The following is a 22,921-nucleotide window of genomic DNA, read 5'->3' on the forward strand; positions in this document are numbered from 1 at the left end:
AACGTTGTTTGCCGGTCAGGTTTTTATAGTCGTGGGGTTGCCGTGTTGGCCGTTTCTGGAAGCAAGTAATTAAATGTCATTAGTCGGATGCAGAGGTGCGTATGACCATCGCGAATGATGTGACTACCACCTCACGGGTGTTTGCTGGATGGACCTTGTATGGCGATGGCCAGTTGACGGGCGAAGGCGTGGATATCCAGTTGCCACCCAAGGAGTGGCATGTACTGCGGCTGCTGTTGGCCTCCGGTGGCGAGTTGATGACCAAGGACCGGTTGCTGGCGCTGGTCTGGCCCCGTGGCGAGGTGGCCGAGGAGTCACTCACGCGCTGCATCTATGCATTGCGCAAACACCTGAAAAAAGACAAAGACTTTATCAAGACGATCTATGGCAGAGGCTATCGCTTTACCTGTGCCGTGAAAGTTGAGCTGCACGCATCGCGTCAGGCTGGTCGGGGACGTGCGCAGTACATCTGTTCGGCGTGTGGCCAGGTGGCACATGATTAAGCGATTGGGCCAAGGCCTGCTGTTGAGCGTACTGATGAGTAGCCATCACGCCTGGGCCAGTTGCTGGGACGAGGTTGCCCGCCGCTACGATATCGAGCCGGAGCTGTTGCAGGCGATTGCTGCAGTTGAGTCGGGTTACCGGGTGCAGGCGCTGAACACTGACAACAGCGATGGCTCCCGGGATATCGGCCTGATGCAGATCAACAGCATGCACCTGCCTCGCCTGGCCAAGCAGGGGATTACCGAGGAAAGGTTGCTGACTGAGCCGTGTTTGTCGGTGGAAGTGGGCGCTTCGATCCTTGCCGAGTTTATCCAGCGTTTCGGCTATAACTGGACCGCCGTGGGCTCCTACAATGCCGGGGTGGCACCGGAGCGAGAGGCGTTGCGCCTGCGTTATGCCGAAAAAATCTGGGCGCAGTACGAGGCGTTGGTTGCACAACGCCACTGACGATTGAGCGGCGTACCTCGCACCTGGCGCGCCACCCCGGCTATAATCGGCGCCACCTTTCGCCGCCATCCGAGTCTAGCCCGCCCATGTATACCCTGGCCCGCCAGCTGTTGTTCAAACTCTCCCCGGAAACTTCCCACGATCTGTCCCTGGACCTGATCGGCGCCGGTGGCCGCCTGGGGCTCAATGGCCTGGTATGCAAAGCGCCGGCAAAAATGCCGGTATCGGTGATGGGGCTCGATTTCCCTAACCCGGTTGGGCTGGCGGCAGGCCTGGACAAGAACGGCGCGGCCATCGACGGTTTTGCACAACTGGGCTTCGGCTTTGTCGAAATTGGCACCGTGACGCCACGGCCGCAGCCGGGCAACCCCAAACCTCGGATCTTTCGCTTGCCGGAAGCCGAGGCGATCATCAACCGCATGGGCTTCAACAACCAGGGCGTTGATCACTTGTTGGCGCGGGTTCAAGCGGCGAAATACAAGGGCATCCTCGGCATCAATATCGGCAAGAACTTCGATACGCCGGTCGAGAATGCGGTGGATGATTACCTGATCTGCCTGGACAAGGTCTACGCCCACGCCAGCTACGTCACCGTCAACGTCAGTTCGCCCAATACGCCGGGCCTGCGCAGCCTGCAATTTGGCGATTCCCTCAAACAACTGCTCGAAGCCTTGCGCCAGCGCCAGGAAGACCTGGCCGTGCGCCATGGCAAACGCGTGCCGCTGGCCATCAAGATCGCCCCGGACATGAGTGATGAAGAAACCGTGCTGGTCGCCCAGGCCTTGGTGGAATCGGGCATGGACGCGGTGATCGCCACCAACACCACCCTCAGCCGTGTCGGCGTTGAAGGGCTGGCCCATGGTGATGAGGCAGGCGGGCTGTCGGGTGCACCGGTGCGGGACAAGAGCACTCACATCGTCAAGGTACTGGCGGCTGAGTTGGCGGGGCGCTTGCCAATCATCGCCGTGGGCGGCATCACCGAAGGCAGGCATGCGGCCGAGAAAATTGCCGCCGGCGCCAGCCTGGTGCAGTTGTACTCCGGCTTCATCTATAAAGGGCCGGCGTTGATTCGCGAGTCGGTGGATGCGATTGCAGCGTTGCCCAAGGCTTGAGGCAATAAAAAGGGCTCCCTAAAGGAGCCCCTGGGCCGAAGCCCGCCGCCCTGATGGGGCGTGCGTGGTTAAGTCGTTACATAATCTTCAAGGTGGTGTGTCGGATTAAGTGCCCTGTGTTAGCCGACGGCGTGAAGTTCGTTGAGTCTGTGGATTCCCGCAGTGCCAGTCATACCGTCCCAGTTGTCGCCGCGTCCTTCTCGCCAGCCGTTGATCCAGGCTTGGCGTACCGACGGTAGAGTAAATGGGCAAAGCTCACGGGATTTGCCATGAACGCCATATTGATATCCGCGTAAAAATGCTCTTTCCAACGGATCACGCTTAAGTCTTCTCATAGGGTGTTTCCCTCACTTGTTGACTGTCTTGATATCCTTCGGCCTCGTCCGAGGCCGGGCAGAGTTTTTCTGCCGTTGGTGGGCTCGCTGCCGGCGTGGCGAGCCAATGTGTCGACGCCGTTACGGCGTCAACCTGTGTTGAGTTCTAACCAATAGGTCACATGGATTCAATGATCGTTTTGTCATAAGCACGTAACGATAACGATGCTATAGCCATAAGCTGGGCTGGCTTTTCGCCCCATTTGTTGGGCAAACCCAGCTATGATGTGCCCTGCAAAGAGGATGGGTTTAATCCTTTAGTGAGAATGCCCGCCCGTTGCAGTCGGTTATTATTCGACGAAGGGTCGGAATATTTCTTTTTGTTGCGATCATTTATTTATCTGCCCCGGAAATTTTGGCCGAAAGGCCTGGCAGCCGGGGTGGAACGGCACATTCGTGCCACGCGAGCGCTCTTCAAGAAAAGTGCTTGATTGAAAACCGAGCCGGCGATGCGTCGCCCGTTCATTTATTGCTGAAAAGCCTGGAATGCCCCATGTCGGACCGTTTTGAACTCTTCCTCACTTGCCCCAAGGGCCTCGAAGGCCTGCTGATCGAGGAAGCCGTCGGGCTTGGCCTTGAGGAAGCCCGCGAGCACACCTCGGCCGTGCGCGGCATGGCCGACATGGAAACCGCCTACCGCCTGTGCCTCTGGTCGCGCCTGGCCAACCGCGTGTTGCTGGTGCTCAAGCGCTTCCCGATGAAGGACGCCGAAGACCTCTACCACGGCGTGCTGGACATCGAATGGGCTGACCACATGGTCCCGGATGGCACTTTGGCGGTGGAATTCAGCGGCCACGGCTCGGGCATCGATAACACCCACTTCGGCGCGCTGAAGGTCAAGGATGCGATTGTCGACAAGCTGCGCACCCCGACCGGCGAACGCCCGTCCATCGACAAAATCAACCCGGACCTGCGTATCCACCTGCGCCTGGACCGTGGCGAAGCGATTCTGTCCCTCGACCTGTCCGGCCACAGCCTGCACCAGCGCGGTTACCGCTTGCAGCAGGGCGCAGCACCGTTGAAGGAAAACCTGGCGGCGGCGATTTTGATTCGCGCCGGCTGGCCGCGCATTGCTGCCGAAGGCGGCGCGCTGACTGACCCGATGTGCGGTGTCGGCACCTTCCTGGTCGAAGGCGCAATGATTGCCGCCGACATGGCCCCCAACCTCAACCGCGAACTGTGGGGCTTCACCACCTGGCTCGGCCACGTCCCGGCGCTGTGGAAAAAGCTGCACACCGAAGCCACTGAGCGTGCGGCCATTGGCATGAACAAGCCGCCTTTGTGGGTGCGTGGCTACGAAGCCGATCCACGCCTGATTCAGCCCGCGCGCAACAACATCGAACGTGCAGGCCTGAGCCACTGGATCAAGGTGTACCAGGGCGAAGTGGGCACCTTCGAGCCGCGCCCGGACCAGAACCAGAAAGGTCTGGTGATCTGCAACCCACCGTACGGCGAGCGTCTGGGTGACGAAGCCAGCCTGTTGTACCTCTACCAGAACCTTGGCGAGCGCCTGCGTCAGGCGTGCATGGGTTGGGAAGCGGCGGTGTTCACCGGCGCGCCGGACCTGGGCAAGCGCATGGGCATTCGCAGCCACAAACAGTATTCGTTCTGGAACGGCGCGTTGCCGTGCAAACTGCTGCTGATCAAGGTCAACCCGGACCAGTTCGTGACGGGCGAGCGCCGCACCCCGGAACAGCGCCAGGCCGAACGTGAGCAAGCCGCTTACGATCAAGCCCCGACCGAGCCGGTTGAGCGCCAGTACAACAAGAACGGTAACCCGATCAAGCCGGCCCCGGCGCCGGTGGTTGAGCAGGCACGCCTGAGCGAAGGCGGGCAGATGTTCGCCAACCGCTTGCAGAAGAACCTCAAGCAACTGGGCAAGTGGGCCAAGCGCGAAGGCGTGGACTGCTACCGCGTGTACGACGCCGACATGCCGGAATACTCCATGGCCATCGACCTGTACCACGATTGGGTCCATGTGCAGGAATACGCTGCGCCGAAATCCATCGACCCGGAAAAAGCCTCCGCGCGCATGTTCGATGCCTTGGCCGCGATCCCCCAGGCGCTGAACGTCGACAAGAGCCGCGTGGTGGTCAAGCGTCGCGAGCGTCAGAGCGGCACCAAGCAATACGAGCGCCAGAGTGCCCAGGGCAAATTCACTGAGGTCAGCGAAGGCGGCGTGAAGCTGTTGGTCAACCTCACCGATTACCTGGACACCGGCCTGTTCCTCGACCACCGCCCGATGCGCATGCGCATTCAGAAAGAGGCAGCGGGAAAGCGTTTCCTTAACCTGTATTGCTACACCGCCACTGCCAGTGTGCACGCGGCCAAGGGCGGGGCGCGCAGTACCACCAGCGTCGACTTGTCCAAGACTTACCTGGACTGGGCGCGTCGCAACTTCTCGCTTAACGGTTTCTCCGACAAGAACCGCCTGGAGCAGGGTGATGTGATGGCGTGGCTGGAAGCCAGCCGCGATGAATTCGACCTGATCTTCATCGACCCGCCAACCTTCTCCAACTCCAAGCGCATGGAAGGCATCTTCGACGTGCAGCGTGACCACGTGCAATTGCTCGACCTGGCCATGGCGCGCCTGGCACCGGGCGGCGTGCTGTACTTCTCGAACAACTTCCGCAAGTTCGTGCTGGAAGACAACCTCAGCGAACGCTATGCGGTAGAAGAAATCAGCGACAAGACCCTCGACCCGGATTTCGCGCGCAATGCGAAGATTCACCGGGCCTGGAAAATCACCGCGCGCTGATCGCGGCACCGCGTTGCACCAAAAAGCCGCAAGCCCAGCATTTTCTGGGCTTGCGGCTTTTTTGCGCTGGTCAAACAGTGGCCTCATGGCTATAACTTAAGCCCTAGCCAAAGTGACAGCCCTGCACGCTGGCGTTGTGAGTGTTGCCTATGCCGATGCATGCCGTCCGCCCCAAGATCCTAGGCTTTATCAGTGAGCAGGCGTCGGCTTGGCTGGTGGCGTTGGTGGTGTTACTGGCAGGTTGCGCGCTGACGGTGATCGTTGCCTGGGCCGCCGCCGATCTTTATCAGCAACAGGTTCGCCAGCGCTTCCAGTTGCTGGTCAACGAGCGCTACACGCGCCTGCAGGAACGCTTTGAAGACCAGGAGCAACGCCTGGCCAGCCTTCAGCGTTTTTTCGTCAATTCCAGTGACGTGTCCCGTGCCGAGTTTGACGGCTTTGCCCAACCCTTGCTGCTGCGCGCCCGTGCGTATGCGTGGGCGCCGCGCATATTCCGCGATCAACGCAGCGCGTTTGAACACGAGATCTCGCTTCAACTCGGCGCAGCCTTTAGCATCCGCGAACTGAATTCCTCGGGTGAGCTGGCGCCGGCCCCCCAGCGCGATGAATACGTGCCGGTGCTGTACAGCCAGACCCAAAGCCTGCTGGGCTCACCCCTGGGTTTTGATCTGCTGGCCCAGCCGCTGCGGCGCTCGGCTCTTGAGCGTGCGCAACAAAGCGGTAAGCCGGCGGTGTCCCAGCCGATGCAACTGGTGGGTGTGGAGCCGGCCTATGCCGCCGGGGTTTTGTTGGTGGCGCCCGTGAGCAAGCTGCCCAACGCTGAACCCAGCGGTTTTGTGATGGCGGTGATCAGCATGCGTCAGTTAGTGGCCGATGGTCTGCCCAAGCCGAACCGCGACAACCTGGTGATGCAAATCGTCGACACCTCCGATGCCCAGCAGCGCGTGCTGTATGCCTCCAGCAATGCCGTCGGCGTCAGTGACCTAAGCGCCGCGCGGCGTCTGACCCTCGGCGACCATGTGTATGCCCTGACATTGCGCGCGAGCCAGGTCTTCGACCAGGCCAACCATTCCTCGATGAGTACGATTCTGACCATGGGCGGGCTGCTCAGCCTATTGCTCAGCGCTTTGCTGTACGTGCTGGTCAGCCAACGCCAGCGCGCACTCAAACTGGTGGAGCAGCGCACCGTGCAATTGCGCCTGCGTGAGCAGGAGTTGCGCGGGGCGCACGGGCAATTGCGCAGCGTGCTGAACGCGGCGACTCAAGTGGCGATCATCGCCACCGACCTGCGCGGTGTGATCAATACGTTTAATGCCGGTGCCGAGCAGATGCTGGGTTATAAGTCCGAGCACGTGCTGGGGCGCATGACCCTGGAAAGCCTGCACCTGGCCGCCGAACTCGAAGCGCGTTCGGCCGCCTTGAGTGTGGCCATGGGCAAGCGCATCCCGCCGAGCCAGGCGATGCTGGTGGAGAGCCCGGACAACCTGCACGAGGCCCGGGAGTGGACGCTGTTGCGTGAGAATGGCAGCCCGTTGACCGTGAACATGCTCGGTACCGTGCTGCTGGATGACCATGGTTTATGGGTCGGGCACTTGGCGATTTACCTGGATGTCACCGAACAGAAACGCGCCTACGAGGCGCTCGCGGCGCGGGACCGGTTGCTGAAAAAACTCAGTGCCCATGTACCCGGCGGGATCTTCCAATTCGTCCTGGAACACCAGGACAACGGACGTTTCATCTACGCCAGCGATGGCATGCGCGATATCTATGAAATCGAGCCCGGCGTGCTGCAGCAGGACGCGGGCCAGGTCTTCGAGCGTATTCATCCGCAGGATGTCGAGCGGGTACGCCTGTCGATTCGCTTGTCGGCGCTGCAATTGAGCCACTGGCGCGAAGAGTACCGCGTGCTGCTGCCGCAACGCGGCCTGCGCTGGATTCGCGGCGAAGCTACGCCAGAAGAATTACCGGGAGGCGGCACGCTGTGGCACGGTTACGTGTCGGATATCTCCGATCTCAAGCGCGTGGAGGAAGAACTGCGCGCGCTGTCGATTACCGACTCGCTGACGGGTATTCATAACCGCCGCTATTTCCACGATCGCCTCAAGGCCGAGATGCTCAGGCTTAACCGTACCTCGGGGGCGCTGTCGTTGATCATGCTCGACATCGACCACTTCAAGCGCATCAACGACCAGTACGGGCACGCGGTCGGCGATGGCGTGTTGCAGGAGGTGTGCACGCGCATCAGCCAGCGCCTGCGGCGTACCGATGTGTTCTGTCGCCTGGGCGGTGAAGAGTTCGTGGTGTTGTGCCCGCATACCGATCGCGATCAGGCGTACAGCCTGGCGATGGAATTGTGGCAGTCGCTGCGCAGTGCGCCGATGGACGCGGTGGGCATCGTGACCGCCAGTTTTGGTGTGGCGAGCTGGCGCATCGATGAAGGCATCGATGGTTTGCTGCTGCGCGCAGATTCGGCGGTGTATGTGGCCAAGCAGGCGGGCAGGGATCGGGTGGAAGCCGAAAATGTGGGAGCTGGCTTGCCTGCGATCGCATCACCGCAGTGTGACTGATACACCTCGGTGCCTGCATCGCAGGCAAGCCAGCTCCCACCTTGGATCTGTGTGGTTTTTAAAGTACCGGTGCCGCCGCCGTCAGCTTCGGCTGGCGATACAGGTCCAGCAGCACCTGATCCAGCACCGACGACGCGCCCCACGGTTTCGAGTCGTTGAGGATCGCCACCACCACCCAGGTATTGCCGTTGTTGTCGCGGCTGAAGCCGGCGATGGCGCGCACGGTGTTCAGGGTGCCGGTCTTGACGTGGGCTTCGCCGCGCATGGCCGTGGTTTTCAGGCGTTTACGCATGGTGCCGTCGGTGCCGGCAATCGGCAGCGAGCTGATGTATTCAGCTGCGTACGGGCCTTTCCAGGCGGCTTGCAGCATGGCTGCCATCTCGCGAGCGCTGACACGTTCGGCGCGCGACAGGCCGGAGCCGTTTTCCATCACCAGGTGCGGCGCGGTGATGCCTTTCTTTGCCAGCCACTGGCGCACTACGCGTTGTGCCGCCTTGGCATCGTCGCCGTCGGCATCGTTGCGAAACTGTGCGCCCAGGCTCAGGAACAACTGCTGGGCCATGGTGTTGTTACTGTATTTGTTGATGTCGCGGATGATTTCCGCCAGGTCCGGCGAAAAGGCGCGGGCGAGGACTTTGGCGTCCTTGGGCACAGGCGCCTGGATATCGCGGCCCTGGATGGTGCCGCCCAATTCCTGCCAGATCGCGCGCACGGCGCCGGCGGTGTAGGTGGCGTGGTCGAGCAGCGACAGGTAAGTCTGCGAGCTGCAGCCATCGCCCAACTGACCGCTGACGGTTACGGTAACGCTGCCATCGGCGGCTGTGACCGGGCTGTAGCGCACGTCGCCGGTGCACTGCTTGGCGTTGGAGACTTTGACCTGGTTGTCGATGCGAATGCTCGCAATCGGCGGCTCGACCGACACGATCACGCGGCCCGAGTCATTGCGGGTGACGAAGCGCAGCGCCTTGAGGTTGACCAGCAGGGCGTCGGGCTTGACCAGGAACGGCTTGTTCTCGTCGTTGCCGTCGTCATTGAACTCAGGCAATTGCGGCTGGTTGAAGAAGCTGCGGTCAAGCACCAGGTCGCCGGTGACTTGCTGCACGCCATTGGCGCGCAGGTCGCGCATCAGCAGCCAGAGTTTTTCCATGTTCAGCTTGGGGTCGCCGCCGCCCTTGAGGTACAGGTTGCCGTGCAACACGCCACCGCTGAGGGTGCCGTCGGTGTAGAACTCGGTTTTCCACTGGTGGTTGGGGCCGAGCATTTCCAGGGCCGCGTAGGTGGTGACCAGCTTCATGGTCGAGGCCGGGTTCACCGAAACGTCGGCGTTGAACACCGTCGGCGTGCCAAGGCCGGTGAGGGGCAGCATCACCAGAGACAGCGAGGTGTTGGGGATCTTGGCTTTCTGGAGGGCCTGCTGCACGTTAGGCGGCAAGGTGTTGTTGACGGGAGCGGCAGAGACGGAAAAGGCCAGTGGTAGAAAAAAACCGGCAATTAACACTGAACGGAAAGATTTGATCATAAAGAATAAAACCCTACTGCTGAGGAGGGTGAAAAAGGCGAGGGGTATGGAAGAAAATCCCTCATTGGTCACGAAAGTGTCGGCATTATGCCCCAAGGTGGATCCAGTTGTAGCTGAACGATAGCTGGTATTGCGCGTTTTTTTGCAGACAGATAGCCGCTTGTCCCAGAGAGTCGGGCAATTGCCGCCTTAAACTGCTAAAGTGCCGCCCGTTATTACTTATGAGGATTGTTCCAATGGCGACTAACCGTTCCCAGCGTCTGCGCAAAAAACTGTGCGTTGATGAATTTCAAGAGCTGGGTTTCGAACTGAACCTGGACTTCAAAGAAGGCCTGAGTGAAGAAGCTATCGACGCTTTCCTCGAAGCATTCATCAAAGAAGCCATGGAAGCCAACGGCCTGGGCTATGTCGGCGGCGATGACTACGGTCTGGTTTGCCTGCAGAAGCGTGGCTCGGTCTCCGAAGAGCAGCGCGCTGCTGTCGAAGCCTGGCTGAAAACCCGTTCCGAGCTGACCAAGGCTGAAGTCAGCCCGTTGCTGGACGTGTGGTATCCGGAAAAGCCGATCAACGCGGCTAAGTGATACTGAAAAAAACGGCAACCTGAGGGTCGCCGTTTTTTTATGCCTTGCGCCCGTTCAGAATCAGCAGCGTCAACACCCCCGCCACAATCCCCCAGAACGCCGAACCGATGGAAAACAACGTCAAGCCTGACGCGGTGACCATAAAGGTGATCAGCGCCGCTTCCCGTTCCTTCGGCTCATTCATGGCGATGCTCAAGCCATTGATGATCGAGCCAAACAGCGCCAACGCCGCAATCGACAGCACCAGCTCCTTTGGCAGCGCTGCGAACAACGCCGCCAATGTTGCGCCAAACACCCCGGCAATGCCGTAGAACACCCCGCACCACACCGCTGCGGTGTAGCGCTTGTTGCGGTCTTCATGGGCATGCGGCCCGGTGCAGATGGCTGCGCTGATTGCCGCCAGGTTGATGCCGTGGGAGCCGAACGGCGCCAGTACCAATGAAGCCAGGCCGGTGGCGGTGATCAAGGGCGAGGCGGGCACGTTGTAGCCGTCGGCCCGCAGCACGGCGACGCCGGGCATGTTCTGCGAGGTCATCGCCACCACGAACAGCGGGATGCCGATACTGATAGTCGCCGCCAGCGAGAAGTGCGGCGTGGTCCACACCGGTGTCGCCACTTCGAGGTGAAAAGCACTGAAATCCAGCAAGCCCATAAAACCCGACAGCAGTGTGCCGAGCACCAGCGCAGCCAGCACCGCATAGCGTGGCGACAGGCGCTTGATGATCAAGTAGGTGAAAAACATCCCCAGCACGAGGCCGGTGCGATGCTGCGCGGCGACGAAAATCTCGCTGCCGATCTTGAACAGAATCCCCGCCAGCAAGGCCGCCGCCAACGACGACGGGATGCGCTTGACCAGTTTTTCAAAACTGCCGGTCAACCCGCACAGCGTCACCAGCACCGCGCAGGTGATGTAGGCGCCGATGGCCTCGCCGTAACTCACGCCGCCCAGGCTGGTAATCAACAGCGCCGCGCCGGGTGTGGACCAGGCAATGGTGATTGGCGTGCGATAACGCAACGACAGGCCAATGCTGCACACCGCCATGCCGATGGAGATCGCCCAGATCCACGAAGAAATCTGCGCGGTGGTCAAGCCGGCGGCCTGGCCGGCCTGGAACATCAGGACCAGGGAGCTGGTGTAGCCGGTCATCATGGCGATGAAGCCGGCGACGACGGCCGACGCAGAAGTGTCGGCCAACGGGCGCAAAGGCGCTTGGGTGGCGTCGGTCATGGGGAGGTGTTCCTTTTACCTGGGTTTTGCCGGTGAAGGCACGGATTCAAGCCTAAACTCAAACGTAACCACTCATTGCAATACAGCCGCAACCGCAAACAGCCGTACAGTGTGTTGGCGCATTGGGTTGTGTACAATGTGCCGTGTTTTTAGGTGATACTTGCCAGCAACACGCGCTTGCCGTATTACCGTTAATTCGCCGCCGTTCTCCAAACCCGAGTGCCCATGAACGAACAGTTGCAACCTCTCAAGAAACAACCGCGAGCCGGTAAGGCCGGTCGCAGCGGAACCCAGGACGATATCGTCTACGCGCATATCTTCGAGGCGATCCTCGAACAACGCCTGGCACCCGGAACCAAATTGAGTGAAGAGGCACTGGGCGAAATCTTCGGCGTCAGCCGCACCATCATTCGCCGCGCGCTCTCGCGCCTGGCCCATGAAGGCGTGGTACTGCTGCGGCCCAATCGCGGCGCGGTGGTGGCGAGCCCAAGTGTAGAAGAAGCGCGTCAGGTATTCCTGGCCCGGCGTCTGGTCGAGCGGGCGATCACTGAATTGGCCGTGCAGCACGCCACGGCCGAACAGTTGGCCGAGCTGCGCCAGATGGTCAACGACGAGCGCGACAGCTTCTCACGCGGCGATCGCGGTGCCGGTATTCGCCTCTCCGGCGAATTCCACCTCAAGCTGGCCGAGGCGGCGAAGAACGCGCCGCTGATCAGTTTCCAGCGCAGCCTGGTGTCGCAGACCTCGTTGATCATCGCCCAGTACGAAAGCGGCAACCGCTCGCACTGTTCCTACGATGAACACACGCAGCTGATCGACGCGATCGAAGCACGCGACGCGGCGCTGGCGGTGAATTTGATGATGCACCACATGGATCACATCGACAGCAAGCTCAACCTCGATGAGGAAAGCGCGTCGGATGATTTGCATGCGGTGTTTTCGCATTTGTTGCAGACCAAGAAGCCTGGGCGTTCCTCAGTAAAACTGTAACCCCGATCAAAAATGTGGGAGCTGGCTTGTGTGGGAGCTGGCTTGCCTGCGATGGCATCACCGCGGTGTACCTGATACACCGCGGTGCCTGCATCGCGGGCAAGCCCGGCTCCCACACAATCCCGCTCCCACATTTGTTTCTCGGTGTGCTTTAGATCAGCGTTGGTGCACGAGTTGCCCAGCCGCATACGTCTGCAACACCGATCGGTCATCCCCCAGCGTCATCAACACAAACAACGTCTCGGCAATGTTATTCGCCTGCTTCAAGCGATAGCTCAGCAGCGGCGTGGCGTTGTAATCCAGTACCAAAAAGTCCGCGTCAGTACCGGGCTGCAGGGTGCCGATCTTGTCTTCCAGACGCAGCGCCCGCGCACCGCCCAAGGTGGCCAGGTACAGCGACTTGAACGGGCTCAACCGCGCGCCTTGCAACTGCATGACCTTGTAGGCTTCGTTCAGGGTTTGCAGCAGCGAGAAGCTGGTGCCGCCGCCCACGTCTGTGCCCAAACCGACATTCAATTTGTGCTTCTCGGCCATCGGCAAATTGAACAAGCCACTGCCGAGGAAGAAGTTCGAGGTCGGGCAGAACGCCACCGCCGAACCCGTTTCCGCCAGTCGCGCGCACTCGTCATCACACAGGTGTACGCCGTGGGCAAACACCGAGCGCTCACCGAGCAATTTGTAGTGGTCGTACACGTCCAGGTAGCCTTTGCGCTCTGGGAACAGCTCCTTCACCCACTCGACTTCCTGCTTGTTCTCACTGATGTGAGTCTGCATGTACAGGTCCGGGTATTCACCCAGCAGTTGCCCGGCCAAGGCCAATTGTTCCGGTGTGCTGGTCGGCGCAAAACGTGGCGTCACCGCATAGTGCAAACGGCCTTTGCCGTGCCAGCGCTCGATCAACGCCTTGCTTTCCTGGTAGCCGGTTTCGGCGGTGTCGGTCAGGTAGTCCGGCGCGTTGCGGTCCATCATCACCTTGCCGGCGATCATGCGCAGGTCGAGCTTTTCGGCCGCTTCAAAAAACGCATTGACGGACTGCGGGTGCACACTGCCGAACACCAGCGCGGTGGTGGTGCCGTTGCGCAGCAGTTCCTTGATGAAGATGTCCGCGACTTCTTCGGCATGGGCCTTGTCGGCGAACTGGCTTTCACACGGGAAGGTGTAGGTGTTGAGCCAATCCAGCAACTGCTCGCCATAGGCGCCGACCATGCCGGTTTGCGGCAGGTGGATGTGGGTGTCGATCAGGCCCGGTGTGATCAGCGCATCCTGATAATGGGTGACGTCAATATCGGCAGGCAGTGTCGGCAGCAAATCGCTGGCATGGCCCAAGGCGCTGATCTGGCCGTTATCGATCACCAGCAGTCCGTCTTCGAAATACTCATAGGAGGCTTCGATCCCCACTTCAGCAGGGTCGGCGATGCTGTGCAGGATGGCGGCACGGTAGGCTTTGCGAGTCAAAGGCATGATTATCTCAATTTAGAGTGCTTGGCTGCGACGCGAGGCCGGCAGCAGTTTGGCAATGGGTTCGGCGCTGGCGGTGTGCTGGCCGAAATTCGCGTTATAGGTGGCGATGATTTCGCCGGCGATGGAGATGGCGATTTCCACCGGTAGTTTGCCCTTCACCTCGGTGAGGCCCATGGGGCAGCGCATGCGTTGCAATTGCGCGGTGTCGAAGCCGCGATCACGCAGGCGGTGTTCGAACTTGACCCGTTTGGTTTTCGAGCCGATCAGGCCGAAGTAGGCAAAGTCATTGCGCTTGAGCAGCGCGGCGGTGAGTTCCAGGTCGAGTGCATGATTATGGGTCATGACGATGCAGTAACTGCCCACCGGCAGGTCGGCTATTTCGTCGACAGGCTCTTCGCTGACGATTTTACGCACGCCTTGTGGGATCTGTTGCGGAAACTCCTGGTCACGCGAGTCGATCCAGCGCACCCGGCACGGCAGGCTGGCCAGCAACGGCACCAGTGCACGGCCGACGTGGCCGGCGCCGAACACGGCAATCTGCGCCTGCACCTGGCCCATCGGTTCGAACAGCAGCACAGTCACGCCGCCGCAGCATTGGCCCAGGCTGGCGCCGAGGCTGAAGCGTTCCAGATGGGTGTTCTGCTGGCCGCGCACGAGCATGTCGCGGGCGATCTGCATCGCCTTGTATTCCAGGTGCCCGCCACCGATGGTGTCGAAGGTCTGTGCGGCGCTGATGACCATCTTCGAACCGGCATTGCGCGGCGTGGAGCCGAGCTCTTCGATGATGGTCACCAGCACGCAGGGTTCACCCTGATTTTGCAGGTCGGCGAGGGCGCTGATCCAGTTGTTCATAGTCACCTCCAGTCAGATCGTTCCCACGCTCCGCGTGGGAATGCATACCGTGACGCTCTGCGTCACAAGAGCGGACGCAGAGCGTCCATGCCGGCATTCCCACGCAGAGCGTGGGAACGATCAAGCCAACTCAGTTTCGACGGCTTTTGCAGCGGTCAACTGCCGCATCTGCTCGCAGCCCCACAACACCCGCTCCGGCGTCGCCGGCGCATCAATCTTGGGCTGATGGCGATAGTCACCCAAACTCGCCACCGCATCCTTGATCGCGCACCACGAGGCAATCCCGAGCATGAACGGCGGCTCACCCACGGCCTTGGAATGGAACACCGTGTCTTCCGGGTTCTTGCGGTTTTCCACCAGCTTCACGCGCAAATCCAGCGGCATGTCGGCCACGGCCGGGATCTTGTAGCTGGCCGGGCCGTTGGTCATCAGCTTGCCTTTGTTGTTCCACACCAGCTCTTCCATGGTCAGCCAGCCCATGCCCTGGATGAAACCGCCTTCTACCTGGCCAATGTCGATGGCCGGGTTCAGCGAAGCGCCCACATCGTGAAGGATGTCGGTGCGCAGCATCTTGTATTCACCGGTCAAGGTGTCGACGATCACTTCGCAGCAGGCCGCGCCGAACGCGAAGTAATAGAACGGCCGACCGCGTGCCTGGCTGCGGTCGTAAAAGATTTTCGGGGTCTTGTAGAAGCCGGTGCTCGACAGCGAGACCTGGGCGAAATACGCCTGTTGGATCAACGCTTCGAAGGTCAGGATCTGGTCACGCACGCGCACGTGACCGTTGTGGAATTCCACATCCGCTTCGCTCACGTCGTACTTGCGCGCGGCAAATTCCACCAGGCGTTGCTTGATGGTTTCGGCAGCGTTCTGCGCGGCTTTGCCATTCAGGTCGGCACCGCTGGACGCGGCGGTCGGTGAGGTGTTGGGCACCTTGTCGGTGTTGGTGGCGGTGATTTGCACGCGGTCGATTTCGACCTGGAACACTTCAGCCACCACCTGCGCGACCTTGGTGTTCAAGCCTTGGCCCATCTCGGTGCCGCCGTGGTTCAGGTGGATGCTGCCGTCGGTGTAGATGTGGATCAGTGCACCGGCCTGGTTAAGAAAGCTCGCCGTGAACGAGATGCCGAACTTCACCGGTGTCAGCGCCAGGCCTTTTTTCAGGATCGGGCTGTGGGCGTTGTACAGGCGAATCGCTTCGCGGCGCTCGGCGTATTGGCTGCTGGCCTCAAGTTCAGCGGTCATCTCTTCGAGCATGTTGTGCTCGACGGTCTGGTAGTAGTGGGTGACGTTGCGCTCGGTCTTGCCGTAGTAATTGGCCTTGCGCACGGCCAGCGGGTCGAGGGCCAGATGGCGGGCGATGGCGTCCATCACTTCTTCGATGGCGACCATGCCTTGCGGGCCGCCAAAGCCGCGATAGGCGGTGTTGGACGCGGTGTTGGTCTTGCAGCGATAGCCGTTGACCGTGGCGTCGCCGAGGTAATACGAGTTGTCGGCGTGGAACATGGCGCGGTCGACAATCGAATTGGACAGGTCTGGCGAGCAGCCGCAGTTACCCGCCAGCTCCAGGTTGATCCCGTGCAGGCGACCGCTGTCGTCGAAGCCCACGTCGTATTCGATATAGAAGGGGTGGCGCTTGCCGGTCATCAGCATGTCTTCGACGCGCGGCAGGCGCATCTTGGTCGGCTGGCCGGTCAGGCGCGCCACCACCGCACACAGGCACGCCGGGCTGGCGGCTTGGGTTTCCTTGCCGCCAAAACCACCGCCCATGCGGCGCATGTCGACCACGATTTTGTTCATCGACACGTCGAGCACTTCGGCCACCAGCTTCTGCACCTCGGTGGGGTTTTGCGTGGAGCAGTAGACGATCATGCCGCCGTCTTCGGTGGGCATTACCGAGGAAATCTGGGTTTCCAGGTAGAAGTGTTCCTGGCCGCCGATGTGCAGCGTGCCCTGGATACGGTTTTTCGCCGTGGCCAGCGCGCCCGCCGAATCACCGCGTTGGTGGGTGTGGCTGTCGAGCACGAAGTGTTTTTTACGAAACGCCTCGACCACGTCCAGCACCGGTTCGAGGTCTTCGTATTCGATCACCGCCGCCATGGCGGCCTTGCGCGCGGTTTCCAGGTCGCGCGCGGCCACGGCCAGCACCACCTGGCCGACGAACTGCACGGTATCGATGGCCAGCAGCGGGTCGCCCGGCATCAGCGGGCCGATGTCTTTCAGGCCCGGCACATCTTCGTGGGTGATGACAATGCGCACGCCGTCAAAGGCGTAACAGGGCGCGGTGTCAATGCTCAGGATTTTGGCGTGGGCGCGGTCGGACATGCGCGCATACAGGTGCAGCTGGTTGGGGAATTCCAGGCGGTCATCGATGTACTGCGCCTCGCCGCTGACGTGCTTGGCGGCGCTGTCATGCTTGACGCTGCGCCCGACTCCGGAAGTCAGGTCCTGGGCGAACAGCTCGGCGAGCTCAGCCTGGGTTTTAACGACGGCGTGATGGTTAGACATAAGCGGTCACCCGAGTCTCGATGTGCGGCGTTTGCAGTTCGATGAAGTATTTGCGCAGCAGGTTCTGTGCGCTGAGCAGGCGGTATTCCTTGCTGGCGCGGAAGTCCGACAGCGGGGTGAAATCCTCGGCCAGGGCGGCGCAGGCTTTTTCCACGGTGGCGGCATTCCAGGTGGCGCCGACCAGCACGGCTTCGCAGCTTTTTGCGCGTTTGGGCGTGGCGGCCATGCCCCCGAAGGCGACGCGGGCGTCGCTGATGACGCCGTTTTCGATCTTCAGGTTGAAGGCGGCGCACACCGCGGAAATGTCATCGTCCAGGCGCTTGGACACCTTGTAGGCGCGGAACAGCGTGTGGCCCTTGGGCACGATGATTTTCTCGATGAACTCGCTGTCCTGGCGCGCGGTGACGCGGTAGTCGATGAAGTAATCTTCCAGCGCCAGGGTGCGGCGGGTGTTGCCTTTGCACAGCACGATCTGCGCGCCGAGGGCGATCAATAGTGGCGGTGAATCACCAATCGGCGAGGCGTTGCCGATGTTGCCGCCCAAGGTGCCCTGGTTGCGGATTTGCAGCGAGGCGAAGCGGTGCAGCAAATCGCCGAAGTCCGGGTACTCGTGGTGCAGCGCGCCGTAGCAGTCGGACAGGGCAGTGGCGGCGCCGATTTCCAGGCGGTCGTCGAAGTCGTCGATGCGTTTCATTTCTTCAATGTTGCCGACGTAGATCATCACCGGCAGCGTGCGATGGAACTGCGTGACTTCCAGCGCCAGGTCGGTGCCGCCGGCCAGCAGCCGGGCTTGCGGGTAAGCGTCGTAAAGGTCGGCGAGGTCGGCGACGGTCAGCGGCACCAGGCAGCGTTTGTCGCCGCTGTTGAGTTCGCCGGTTTGCGTTGGCGCGATGGCGTTGAGGCGGGCGATGGTCTCGGCCTGGCGGCTGTCGAACTGGTCCACGGGTTTGTTGCAGCAAGCCTGTTCGGCAGCGGCGAGGATCGGGCGGTAGCCGGTGCAACGGCACAGGTTGCCGGCCAGGGCTTCATGGGCCTTTTGGCTGTCGGGGGCGTCGCTGTTCTTTTGCAGGGCGAACAACGACATGACAAAACCCGGTGTGCAAAAGCCGCATTGCGAGCCGTGGCACTCGACCATGGCTTTTTGCACGCTGTGCAGCTGGCCTTGATGCTTGAGGTCTTCGACGCTGATCAGTTGCTTGCCGTGCAGTGACGACACAAAGGTCAGGCACGAGTTGAGGCTGCGATAACGAATCTGCTGCGCGCCTTGATCGTTGGTGTGCAACTCGCCGACGACCACGGTGCACGCACCGCAGTCGCCGCTGGCGCAGCCTTCCTTGGTGCCGGATTTGCCCAGGTGCTCACGCAAATAGTTGAGCACGGTCAGGTTGGGGTCCAGGGCGTGCTCACTACGGAGTTCCTGGTTAAGTAAAAACTGGATCACGGAAGGCCTCGCAGACTCATTATTGTTGTTAACCGCTTTGCGCCGAATCTAGTCATGTCTGACTTTTCGGTCAACGATTTTCTGACCAGAAGGTCAAGAAATTGCGATTACAACACTTTCAATTATGGTCCAGTCTTCTGAGACCGGTGTTTTTCGGGGCTTCTGGCTTTTCATCGCTGCTTATTTCATGCCAAATTCGCGCTTGTGGGCGTAGCGCCATCAGCCAGCCAATGCGCTACACTGCCGCGCTTGTACCGATAGAAGATTTTGAAGGGAAAACATGACGTTCAAGGCGCCGGACAGTCTCGCCGAGCAAATCGCTCACCACCTCGCCGAACGTATCATTCGCGGCGATCTCAAGCCTGGGGAGCGGATCCAGGAACAGAAGGTCACGCTGGCGCTCAATGTCAGCCGTGGTTCCGTGCGTGAAGCCTTATTGATCCTCGAACGCCGCCACCTGATCGCGATCCTGCCGCGCCGTGGCGCCCACGTGACCGAACTCACCGCGCACAAGGTGCAGAGCCTGTGCACGCTGATGGGCGAGTTGTACATCCTGCTCGGTAATGCCGTGGCGGAAGGCTGGCAGGTGCAGGCTGATATGGCGCCGTTCCTGCAGATCCAGCAGCGTTTGGTCAACAGTTTCGAGCGCCAGGACATCCGCGCCTTCGTCGAAGAAAGCTTCAACGTGATGCGCGCCGCGTACCCGTTCGCCAACAACCCGTATTTGCAGGAAACCGTCGAGAACCTGCAACCGGCGATGAACCGCGCCTATTACCTGGCGCTGGATCAACGCAAGGCGTCCATGAGCGAGTACCTGGCGCTGTTCGAGCAACTGCTCGCCGCCGTGCTGGCGCGTGACCTGGCGCAGATTCGCCAGGTGCTCTCGGCTTACGGCCAGCGCAGTTGCTCGCTGGTCATCGCTGCGTTGGCGGACGCCTAAGCGTGCGGCTCAAGTGCATCAAACTGGCGGGGTTCAAATCCTTCGTCGACCCAACCACGGTGAACTTCCCCAGTAACATGGCGGCAGTGGTGGGGCCCAATGGCTGCGGCAAGTCGAACATCATCGACGCCGTACGCTGGGTGATGGGCGAGAGCTCGGCAAAAAACCTGCGCGGCGAGTCGATGACCGACGTCATCTTCAACGGCTCCACCAGCCGTAAGCCCGTGAGCCAGGCCAGCATCGAACTGGTGTTCGACAACTCCGACGGCACCCTGGTCGGCGAATACGCGGCCTATGCGGAAATTTCCATTCGCCGCAAGGTGACCCGCGACAGCCAGAACAGTTACTTCCTCAACGGCACCAAGTGCCGGCGTCGGGACATTACCGATATCTTCCTCGGCACCGGCCTGGGCCCGCGCAGCTATTCGATCATTGAACAGGGCATGATCTCCAAGCTGATCGAAGCCAAGCCCGAAGACCTGCGTAACTTTATCGAAGAAGCGGCCGGCATCTCCAAATACAAGGAGCGCCGCCGCGAGACCGAAAACCGTATCCGCCGCACCCACGAAAACCTCGCCCGCCTCACCGATCTGCGCGAAGAGCTGGAGCGCCAGTTGGAGCGCCTGCACCGCCAGGCCCAGGCGGCCGAGAAGTATCAGGAGTACAAGGGCGAAGAGCGCCAGCTCAAGGCGCAACTCTCGGCCTTGCGCTGGCAGGCGCTGAATGATCAGGTCGGCCAGCGCGAAGCGATCATCGGCACCCAGGAAATCAGTTTTGAAGCGCTGGTGGCCGAGCAGCGTAATGCCGATGCCAGCATCGAGCGCCTGCGTGACGGCCACCATGACCTGTCCGAACGCTTCAACTTGGTGCAGGGGCGCTTCTATTCGGTGGGCGGCGACATCGCCCGCGTCGAGCAGAGCATCCAGCACGGCCAGCAGCGCCTGCGCCAGTTGCAGGACGATTTGAAGGAAGCCGAACGCGCGCGCCTGGAAACCGAATCGCACCTGGGCCATGACCGCACCTTGCTGCTGACGTTGGGCGAAGAGCTGGACATGCTCACCCCCGAGCAGGAAATCACCAGTGCTGCCGCCGAAGAAGCCGCCGCCGCCCTGGAAGAAGCCGAAACCACCATGCACGGCTGGCAGGAGCAGTGGGACGCCTTCAACCTGCAATCTGCCGAGCCGCGCCGCCAGGCTGAGGTGCAGCAGTCGCGCATCCAGCAGCTGGAAACCAGCATGGAACGTCTGGCCGAGCGCCAGCGCCGCATGCAGGAGGAGCGGGCGTTGCTCGCCGCCGACCCGGAAGACGCGGCGATCATGGAGCTGAGCGAGCAACTGGCCGAAAGCGAGATGACGCTGGAAGAGCTGGAAGCCAGCGAAGAACAACAAGTGGAGCGCCTGGAGCAATTGCGTCAGCAACTGCAACAGGCGACCCAGGCGCAGCAGCAGGCCCAGGGTGATTTGCAGCGGCTGAACGGCCGATTGGCGTCCCTGGAAGCCTTGCAGCAAGCCGCGCTCGACCCGGGCACCGGCACCGCCGAGTGGCTGCGCGACCAGCATTTGGCCGAGCGCCCGCGCCTGGCGGAAGGGTTAAAAGTTGAAGCGGGTTGGGAGCTGGCGGTCGAGACTGTTTTAGGCGCCGACCTGCAGGCCGTGCTGGTGGATGATTTTGGCGGTTTCGACCTGGCCGGTTTCACCCAGGGCGATCTGCGTTTGCTCAGCCCTGCGGCTGACGGCACGCGAGTGCCGGGTAGTTTGCTGGATAAAGTTGAAGCGGCAATTGATCTTTCGCCATGGCTGGGCCAAGTCAAACCGGTGGAGTCGCTGGAGCAAGCCCTGGCCCAACGCGGTCAGCTGGCGGCCGGCGAAAGCCTGATCAGCCGTGATGGCTATTGGGTGGGTCGGCACTTCCTGCGCGTACGCCGTGCCAGCGAAGCGGAAAGCGGCGTATTGGCCCGTGGCCAGGAAATCGTCAACCTGACTGCCGAACGCGAAGAGCGCGAAGCCACCCTGGAAAGCCTGGAAACCGAACTGCAAACCCTGCGCGCCACCCAGCGCCAGCAAGAGACCGGCCGCGAACACCTGCGCCGTCTATTGCAGGACGAAGCGCGCCAGCAAGGCGAACTCAAGGCCCAGCTGTCGGCGAGCAAGGCCAAGGTCGAGCAACTGACCTTGCGCCGTACTCGTCTCGACGAGGAAGTGGCCGAGATGGGCGAACAACGCGCCCTCGAACACGAACAGATCGGCGAAGCGCGCCTGCAGTTGCAGGAAGCCCTCGACAGCATGGCGCTCGACACCGAGCAGCGCGAGCTGCTGCTGGCCCAGCGTGACAGCCTGCGCGAACGCCTCGACCGTGTGCGCCAGGAAGCCCGCCAGCACAAGGACCACGCCCACCAATTGGCGGTGCGCCTCGGTTCGCTGCAGGCTCAGCACACGTCCACGCGCCAGGCGCTTGAGCGCCTGGAAATGCAGTCCGAACGCCTGACCGAAAAACGCGAGCAATTGAGCCTCAATCTGGAGGAGGGCGAAGCGCCGCTGGAAGAGCTGCGCCTCAAGCTCGAAGAGTTGCTCGACAAGCGCATGACCGTCGATGAAGAACTCAAGACCGCGCAGATCGCCCTGGAAGACGCCGACCGCGAACTGCGTGATGCGGAAAAACGCCGCACCCAGGCCGAGCAGCAATCCCAGCTGATTCGCGGCCAGCTCGAACAACAACGCATGGAATGGCAGGCCCTGACCGTGCGCCGCAAGACCCTGCAAGACCAGTTGCTGGAAGACGGCTACGACCTGCACGGCGTGCTTAATACGCTGACCGCCCAGGCCAACGAGAAAGAAGCCGAAGAAGAACTTGAGCGCATTGCTGCCCGCATTCAACGACTCGGCGCGATCAACCTCGCGGCCATCGACGAGTACCAGCAGCAGTCCGAGCGCAAACGTTACCTGGACGCTCAGGACGCCGACCTGGTGGAAGCCCTGGACACGCTGGAAAACGTGATCCGCAAGATCGACAAGGAAACCCGTAATCGCTTCAAAGATACCTTTGATCAGATTAATGGCGGTTTACAGGCGTTATTCCCGAAAGTTTTCGGTGGAGGCAGCGCCTACTTGGAACTGACGGGCGAAGATCTACTCGATACAGGGGTGACGATCATGGCGCGGCCTCCGGGCAAGAAGAACAGCACCATCCATTTGTTGTCAGGTGGCGAGAAGGCACTGACGGCATTGGCCCTGGTATTTGCGATCTTCAAGTTGAACCCGGCGCCGTTTTGCATGCTCGACGAAGTTGACGCCCCGCTGGATGACGCTAACGTTGGACGCTACGCTCGGTTGGTTAAAGAGATGTCCCAGACCGTGCAGTTCATCTATATCACCCACAACAAGATCGCCATGGAAATGGCCGATCAACTGATGGGGGTGACGATGCACGAACCGGGCTGTTCGCGATTGGTGGCGGTGGATGTCGAAGAAGCGATGGCGATGGTGGAATCTTGAGTCGCGCCATTAGAGAAATTTTTTAGCACGCTGTAGGCGGGTTTACCGGTCTGGCGAAAGTGGCAAATGGACATATTTGTTCAAGCCATTTTGACAGACGGTGTAAAGTTATCTTTGGTCGTGCTAGTTTAATGTCAATTTTTCGTAT

The 22,921-nt window shown here is 60.9% G+C and carries 16 protein-coding genes; 9 read left to right on the forward strand and 7 right to left on the reverse strand.

What is annotated here, in order from left to right:
• Window positions 1-101 precede the first annotated feature (101 nt).
• The 3 genes from L8I05_RS00855 (at window position 102) to L8I05_RS00865 (ending at window position 2,063) form a co-directional block, all read left to right on the forward strand.
• Window positions 102-503, forward strand: a complete 402-nt coding sequence (locus L8I05_RS00855; RefSeq protein WP_242166875.1) for a winged helix-turn-helix domain-containing protein — start codon at window positions 102-104, stop codon at window positions 501-503.
• A complete protein-coding gene (locus L8I05_RS00860; RefSeq protein WP_242166877.1) occupies window positions 496-951 on the forward strand; it encodes a transglycosylase SLT domain-containing protein in 456 nt (151 codons plus the stop codon). Before L8I05_RS00855 ends, L8I05_RS00860 begins: the two co-directional genes overlap by 8 nt.
• Before the next feature lie 86 nt (window positions 952-1,037).
• On the forward strand, window positions 1,038-2,063 hold the full coding sequence (locus L8I05_RS00865) for a quinone-dependent dihydroorotate dehydrogenase (RefSeq protein ID WP_159958920.1): 1,026 nt from the start codon (window positions 1,038-1,040) through the stop codon (window positions 2,061-2,063).
• 119 nt (window positions 2,064-2,182) lie between these two features.
• Here the strand turns inward: L8I05_RS00865 and L8I05_RS00870 are convergent, their stop codons facing one another.
• The gene (locus L8I05_RS00870) at window positions 2,183-2,398 is read right to left on the reverse strand and encodes a ribosome modulation factor (protein ID WP_002553055.1); all 216 of its coding nucleotides are present in this window, start codon (window positions 2,396-2,398) and stop codon (window positions 2,183-2,185) included.
• A 532-nt stretch (window positions 2,399-2,930) separates the two neighbouring features.
• Here L8I05_RS00870 and rlmKL point away from each other — a divergent pair.
• Both rlmKL and L8I05_RS00880 read left to right on the forward strand, forming a co-directional pair.
• Complete coding sequence (rlmKL, locus tag L8I05_RS00875; RefSeq protein ID WP_017134773.1) at window positions 2,931-5,195, forward strand: bifunctional 23S rRNA (guanine(2069)-N(7))-methyltransferase RlmK/23S rRNA (guanine(2445)-N(2))-methyltransferase RlmL; 2,265 nt, start codon at window positions 2,931-2,933, stop codon at window positions 5,193-5,195.
• A gap of 149 nt (window positions 5,196-5,344) precedes the next feature.
• Window positions 5,345-7,762: a diguanylate cyclase gene (locus L8I05_RS00880; RefSeq protein WP_242166879.1), complete on the forward strand. Its 2,418-nt coding sequence runs from the start codon at window positions 5,345-5,347 to the stop codon at window positions 7,760-7,762.
• 58 nt (window positions 7,763-7,820) lie between these two features.
• On the opposite strand, the gene dacB is transcribed toward L8I05_RS00880, so the two are convergent.
• Window positions 7,821-9,281, reverse strand: a complete 1,461-nt coding sequence (gene dacB, locus L8I05_RS00885) for a D-alanyl-D-alanine carboxypeptidase/D-alanyl-D-alanine-endopeptidase (protein WP_242166880.1) — start codon at window positions 9,279-9,281, stop codon at window positions 7,821-7,823.
• Between the two features lie 236 nt (window positions 9,282-9,517).
• Here dacB and L8I05_RS00890 point away from each other — a divergent pair, with 236 nt between their 5' ends.
• Window positions 9,518-9,862 (forward strand): YggL family protein, encoded by a 345-nt coding sequence (locus tag L8I05_RS00890; RefSeq protein ID WP_010208515.1) that lies wholly within the window; start codon window positions 9,518-9,520, stop codon window positions 9,860-9,862.
• Between the two features lie 37 nt (window positions 9,863-9,899).
• Here L8I05_RS00890 and L8I05_RS00895 read toward each other — a convergent pair whose 3' ends face one another.
• Window positions 9,900-11,090: a benzoate/H(+) symporter BenE family transporter gene (locus L8I05_RS00895; protein WP_242166882.1), complete on the reverse strand. Its 1,191-nt coding sequence runs from the start codon at window positions 11,088-11,090 to the stop codon at window positions 9,900-9,902.
• Window positions 11,091-11,315: 225 nt separating this feature from the next.
• Between L8I05_RS00895 and L8I05_RS00900 the strand changes: the two genes are divergently transcribed.
• Complete coding sequence (locus L8I05_RS00900; RefSeq protein ID WP_003175499.1) at window positions 11,316-12,080, forward strand: GntR family transcriptional regulator; 765 nt, start codon at window positions 11,316-11,318, stop codon at window positions 12,078-12,080.
• A gap of 156 nt (window positions 12,081-12,236) precedes the next feature.
• Here the strand turns inward: L8I05_RS00900 and guaD are convergent, their stop codons facing one another.
• The 4 genes from guaD to xdhA form a co-directional block, all read right to left on the reverse strand.
• Window positions 12,237-13,541 (reverse strand): guanine deaminase, encoded by a 1,305-nt coding sequence (gene guaD, locus L8I05_RS00905; protein WP_242166883.1) that lies wholly within the window; start codon window positions 13,539-13,541, stop codon window positions 12,237-12,239.
• Between the two features lie 12 nt (window positions 13,542-13,553).
• Complete coding sequence (gene xdhC, locus L8I05_RS00910; RefSeq protein ID WP_159958910.1) at window positions 13,554-14,393, reverse strand: xanthine dehydrogenase accessory protein XdhC; 840 nt, start codon at window positions 14,391-14,393, stop codon at window positions 13,554-13,556.
• A 120-nt stretch (window positions 14,394-14,513) separates the two neighbouring features.
• Window positions 14,514-16,901: a xanthine dehydrogenase molybdopterin binding subunit gene (xdhB, locus tag L8I05_RS00915; protein ID WP_242166884.1), complete on the reverse strand. Its 2,388-nt coding sequence runs from the start codon at window positions 16,899-16,901 to the stop codon at window positions 14,514-14,516.
• A complete protein-coding gene (gene xdhA, locus L8I05_RS00920) occupies window positions 16,894-18,342 on the reverse strand; it encodes a xanthine dehydrogenase small subunit (protein ID WP_242166885.1) in 1,449 nt (482 codons plus the stop codon). Before xdhA ends, xdhB begins: the two co-directional genes overlap by 8 nt.
• Window positions 18,343-18,622: 280 nt before the next feature.
• Here xdhA and L8I05_RS00925 point away from each other — a divergent pair, with 280 nt between their 5' ends.
• Window positions 18,623-19,282, forward strand: coding sequence for a GntR family transcriptional regulator (locus L8I05_RS00925; RefSeq protein WP_159958904.1), 660 nt, complete (start codon window positions 18,623-18,625; stop codon window positions 19,280-19,282).
• Between the two features lie 2 nt (window positions 19,283-19,284).
• On the forward strand, window positions 19,285-22,773 hold the full coding sequence (smc, locus tag L8I05_RS00930) for a chromosome segregation protein SMC (protein WP_242166886.1): 3,489 nt from the start codon (window positions 19,285-19,287) through the stop codon (window positions 22,771-22,773).
• Window positions 22,774-22,921 lie beyond the last annotated feature (148 nt).

Source organism: Pseudomonas sp. MONT-RG-20F-20-E-7-02 (assembly GCF_022662395.1).
In the GTDB taxonomy this organism is placed as follows: domain Bacteria; phylum Pseudomonadota; class Gammaproteobacteria; order Pseudomonadales; family Pseudomonadaceae; genus Aquipseudomonas.

Coding starts and splice junctions, on each gene's coding strand:
- L8I05_RS00900 (WP_003175499.1), top strand. CDS start 11,316: ATGAACGAACAGTTGCAACCTCTCAAGAAACAACCGCGAGCCGGTAAG.
- L8I05_RS00925 (WP_159958904.1), top strand. CDS start 18,623: ATGACGTTCAAGGCGCCGGACAGTCTCGCCGAGCAAATCGCTCACCAC.
- dacB (WP_242166880.1), bottom strand. CDS start 9,281: ATGATCAAATCTTTCCGTTCAGTGTTAATTGCCGGTTTTTTTCTACCA.
- rlmKL (WP_017134773.1), top strand. CDS start 2,931: ATGTCGGACCGTTTTGAACTCTTCCTCACTTGCCCCAAGGGCCTCGAA.
- xdhC (WP_159958910.1), bottom strand. CDS start 14,393: ATGAACAACTGGATCAGCGCCCTCGCCGACCTGCAAAATCAGGGTGAA.
- L8I05_RS00880 (WP_242166879.1), top strand. CDS start 5,345: ATGCCGATGCATGCCGTCCGCCCCAAGATCCTAGGCTTTATCAGTGAG.
- L8I05_RS00895 (WP_242166882.1), bottom strand. CDS start 11,090: ATGACCGACGCCACCCAAGCGCCTTTGCGCCCGTTGGCCGACACTTCT.
- L8I05_RS00870 (WP_002553055.1), bottom strand. CDS start 2,398: ATGAGAAGACTTAAGCGTGATCCGTTGGAAAGAGCATTTTTACGCGGA.
- xdhB (WP_242166884.1), bottom strand. CDS start 16,901: ATGTCTAACCATCACGCCGTCGTTAAAACCCAGGCTGAGCTCGCCGAG.
- L8I05_RS00890 (WP_010208515.1), top strand. CDS start 9,518: ATGGCGACTAACCGTTCCCAGCGTCTGCGCAAAAAACTGTGCGTTGAT.
- guaD (WP_242166883.1), bottom strand. CDS start 13,541: ATGCCTTTGACTCGCAAAGCCTACCGTGCCGCCATCCTGCACAGCATC.
- L8I05_RS00855 (WP_242166875.1), top strand. CDS start 102: ATGACCATCGCGAATGATGTGACTACCACCTCACGGGTGTTTGCTGGA.
- L8I05_RS00865 (WP_159958920.1), top strand. CDS start 1,038: ATGTATACCCTGGCCCGCCAGCTGTTGTTCAAACTCTCCCCGGAAACT.
- L8I05_RS00860 (WP_242166877.1), top strand. CDS start 496: ATGATTAAGCGATTGGGCCAAGGCCTGCTGTTGAGCGTACTGATGAGT.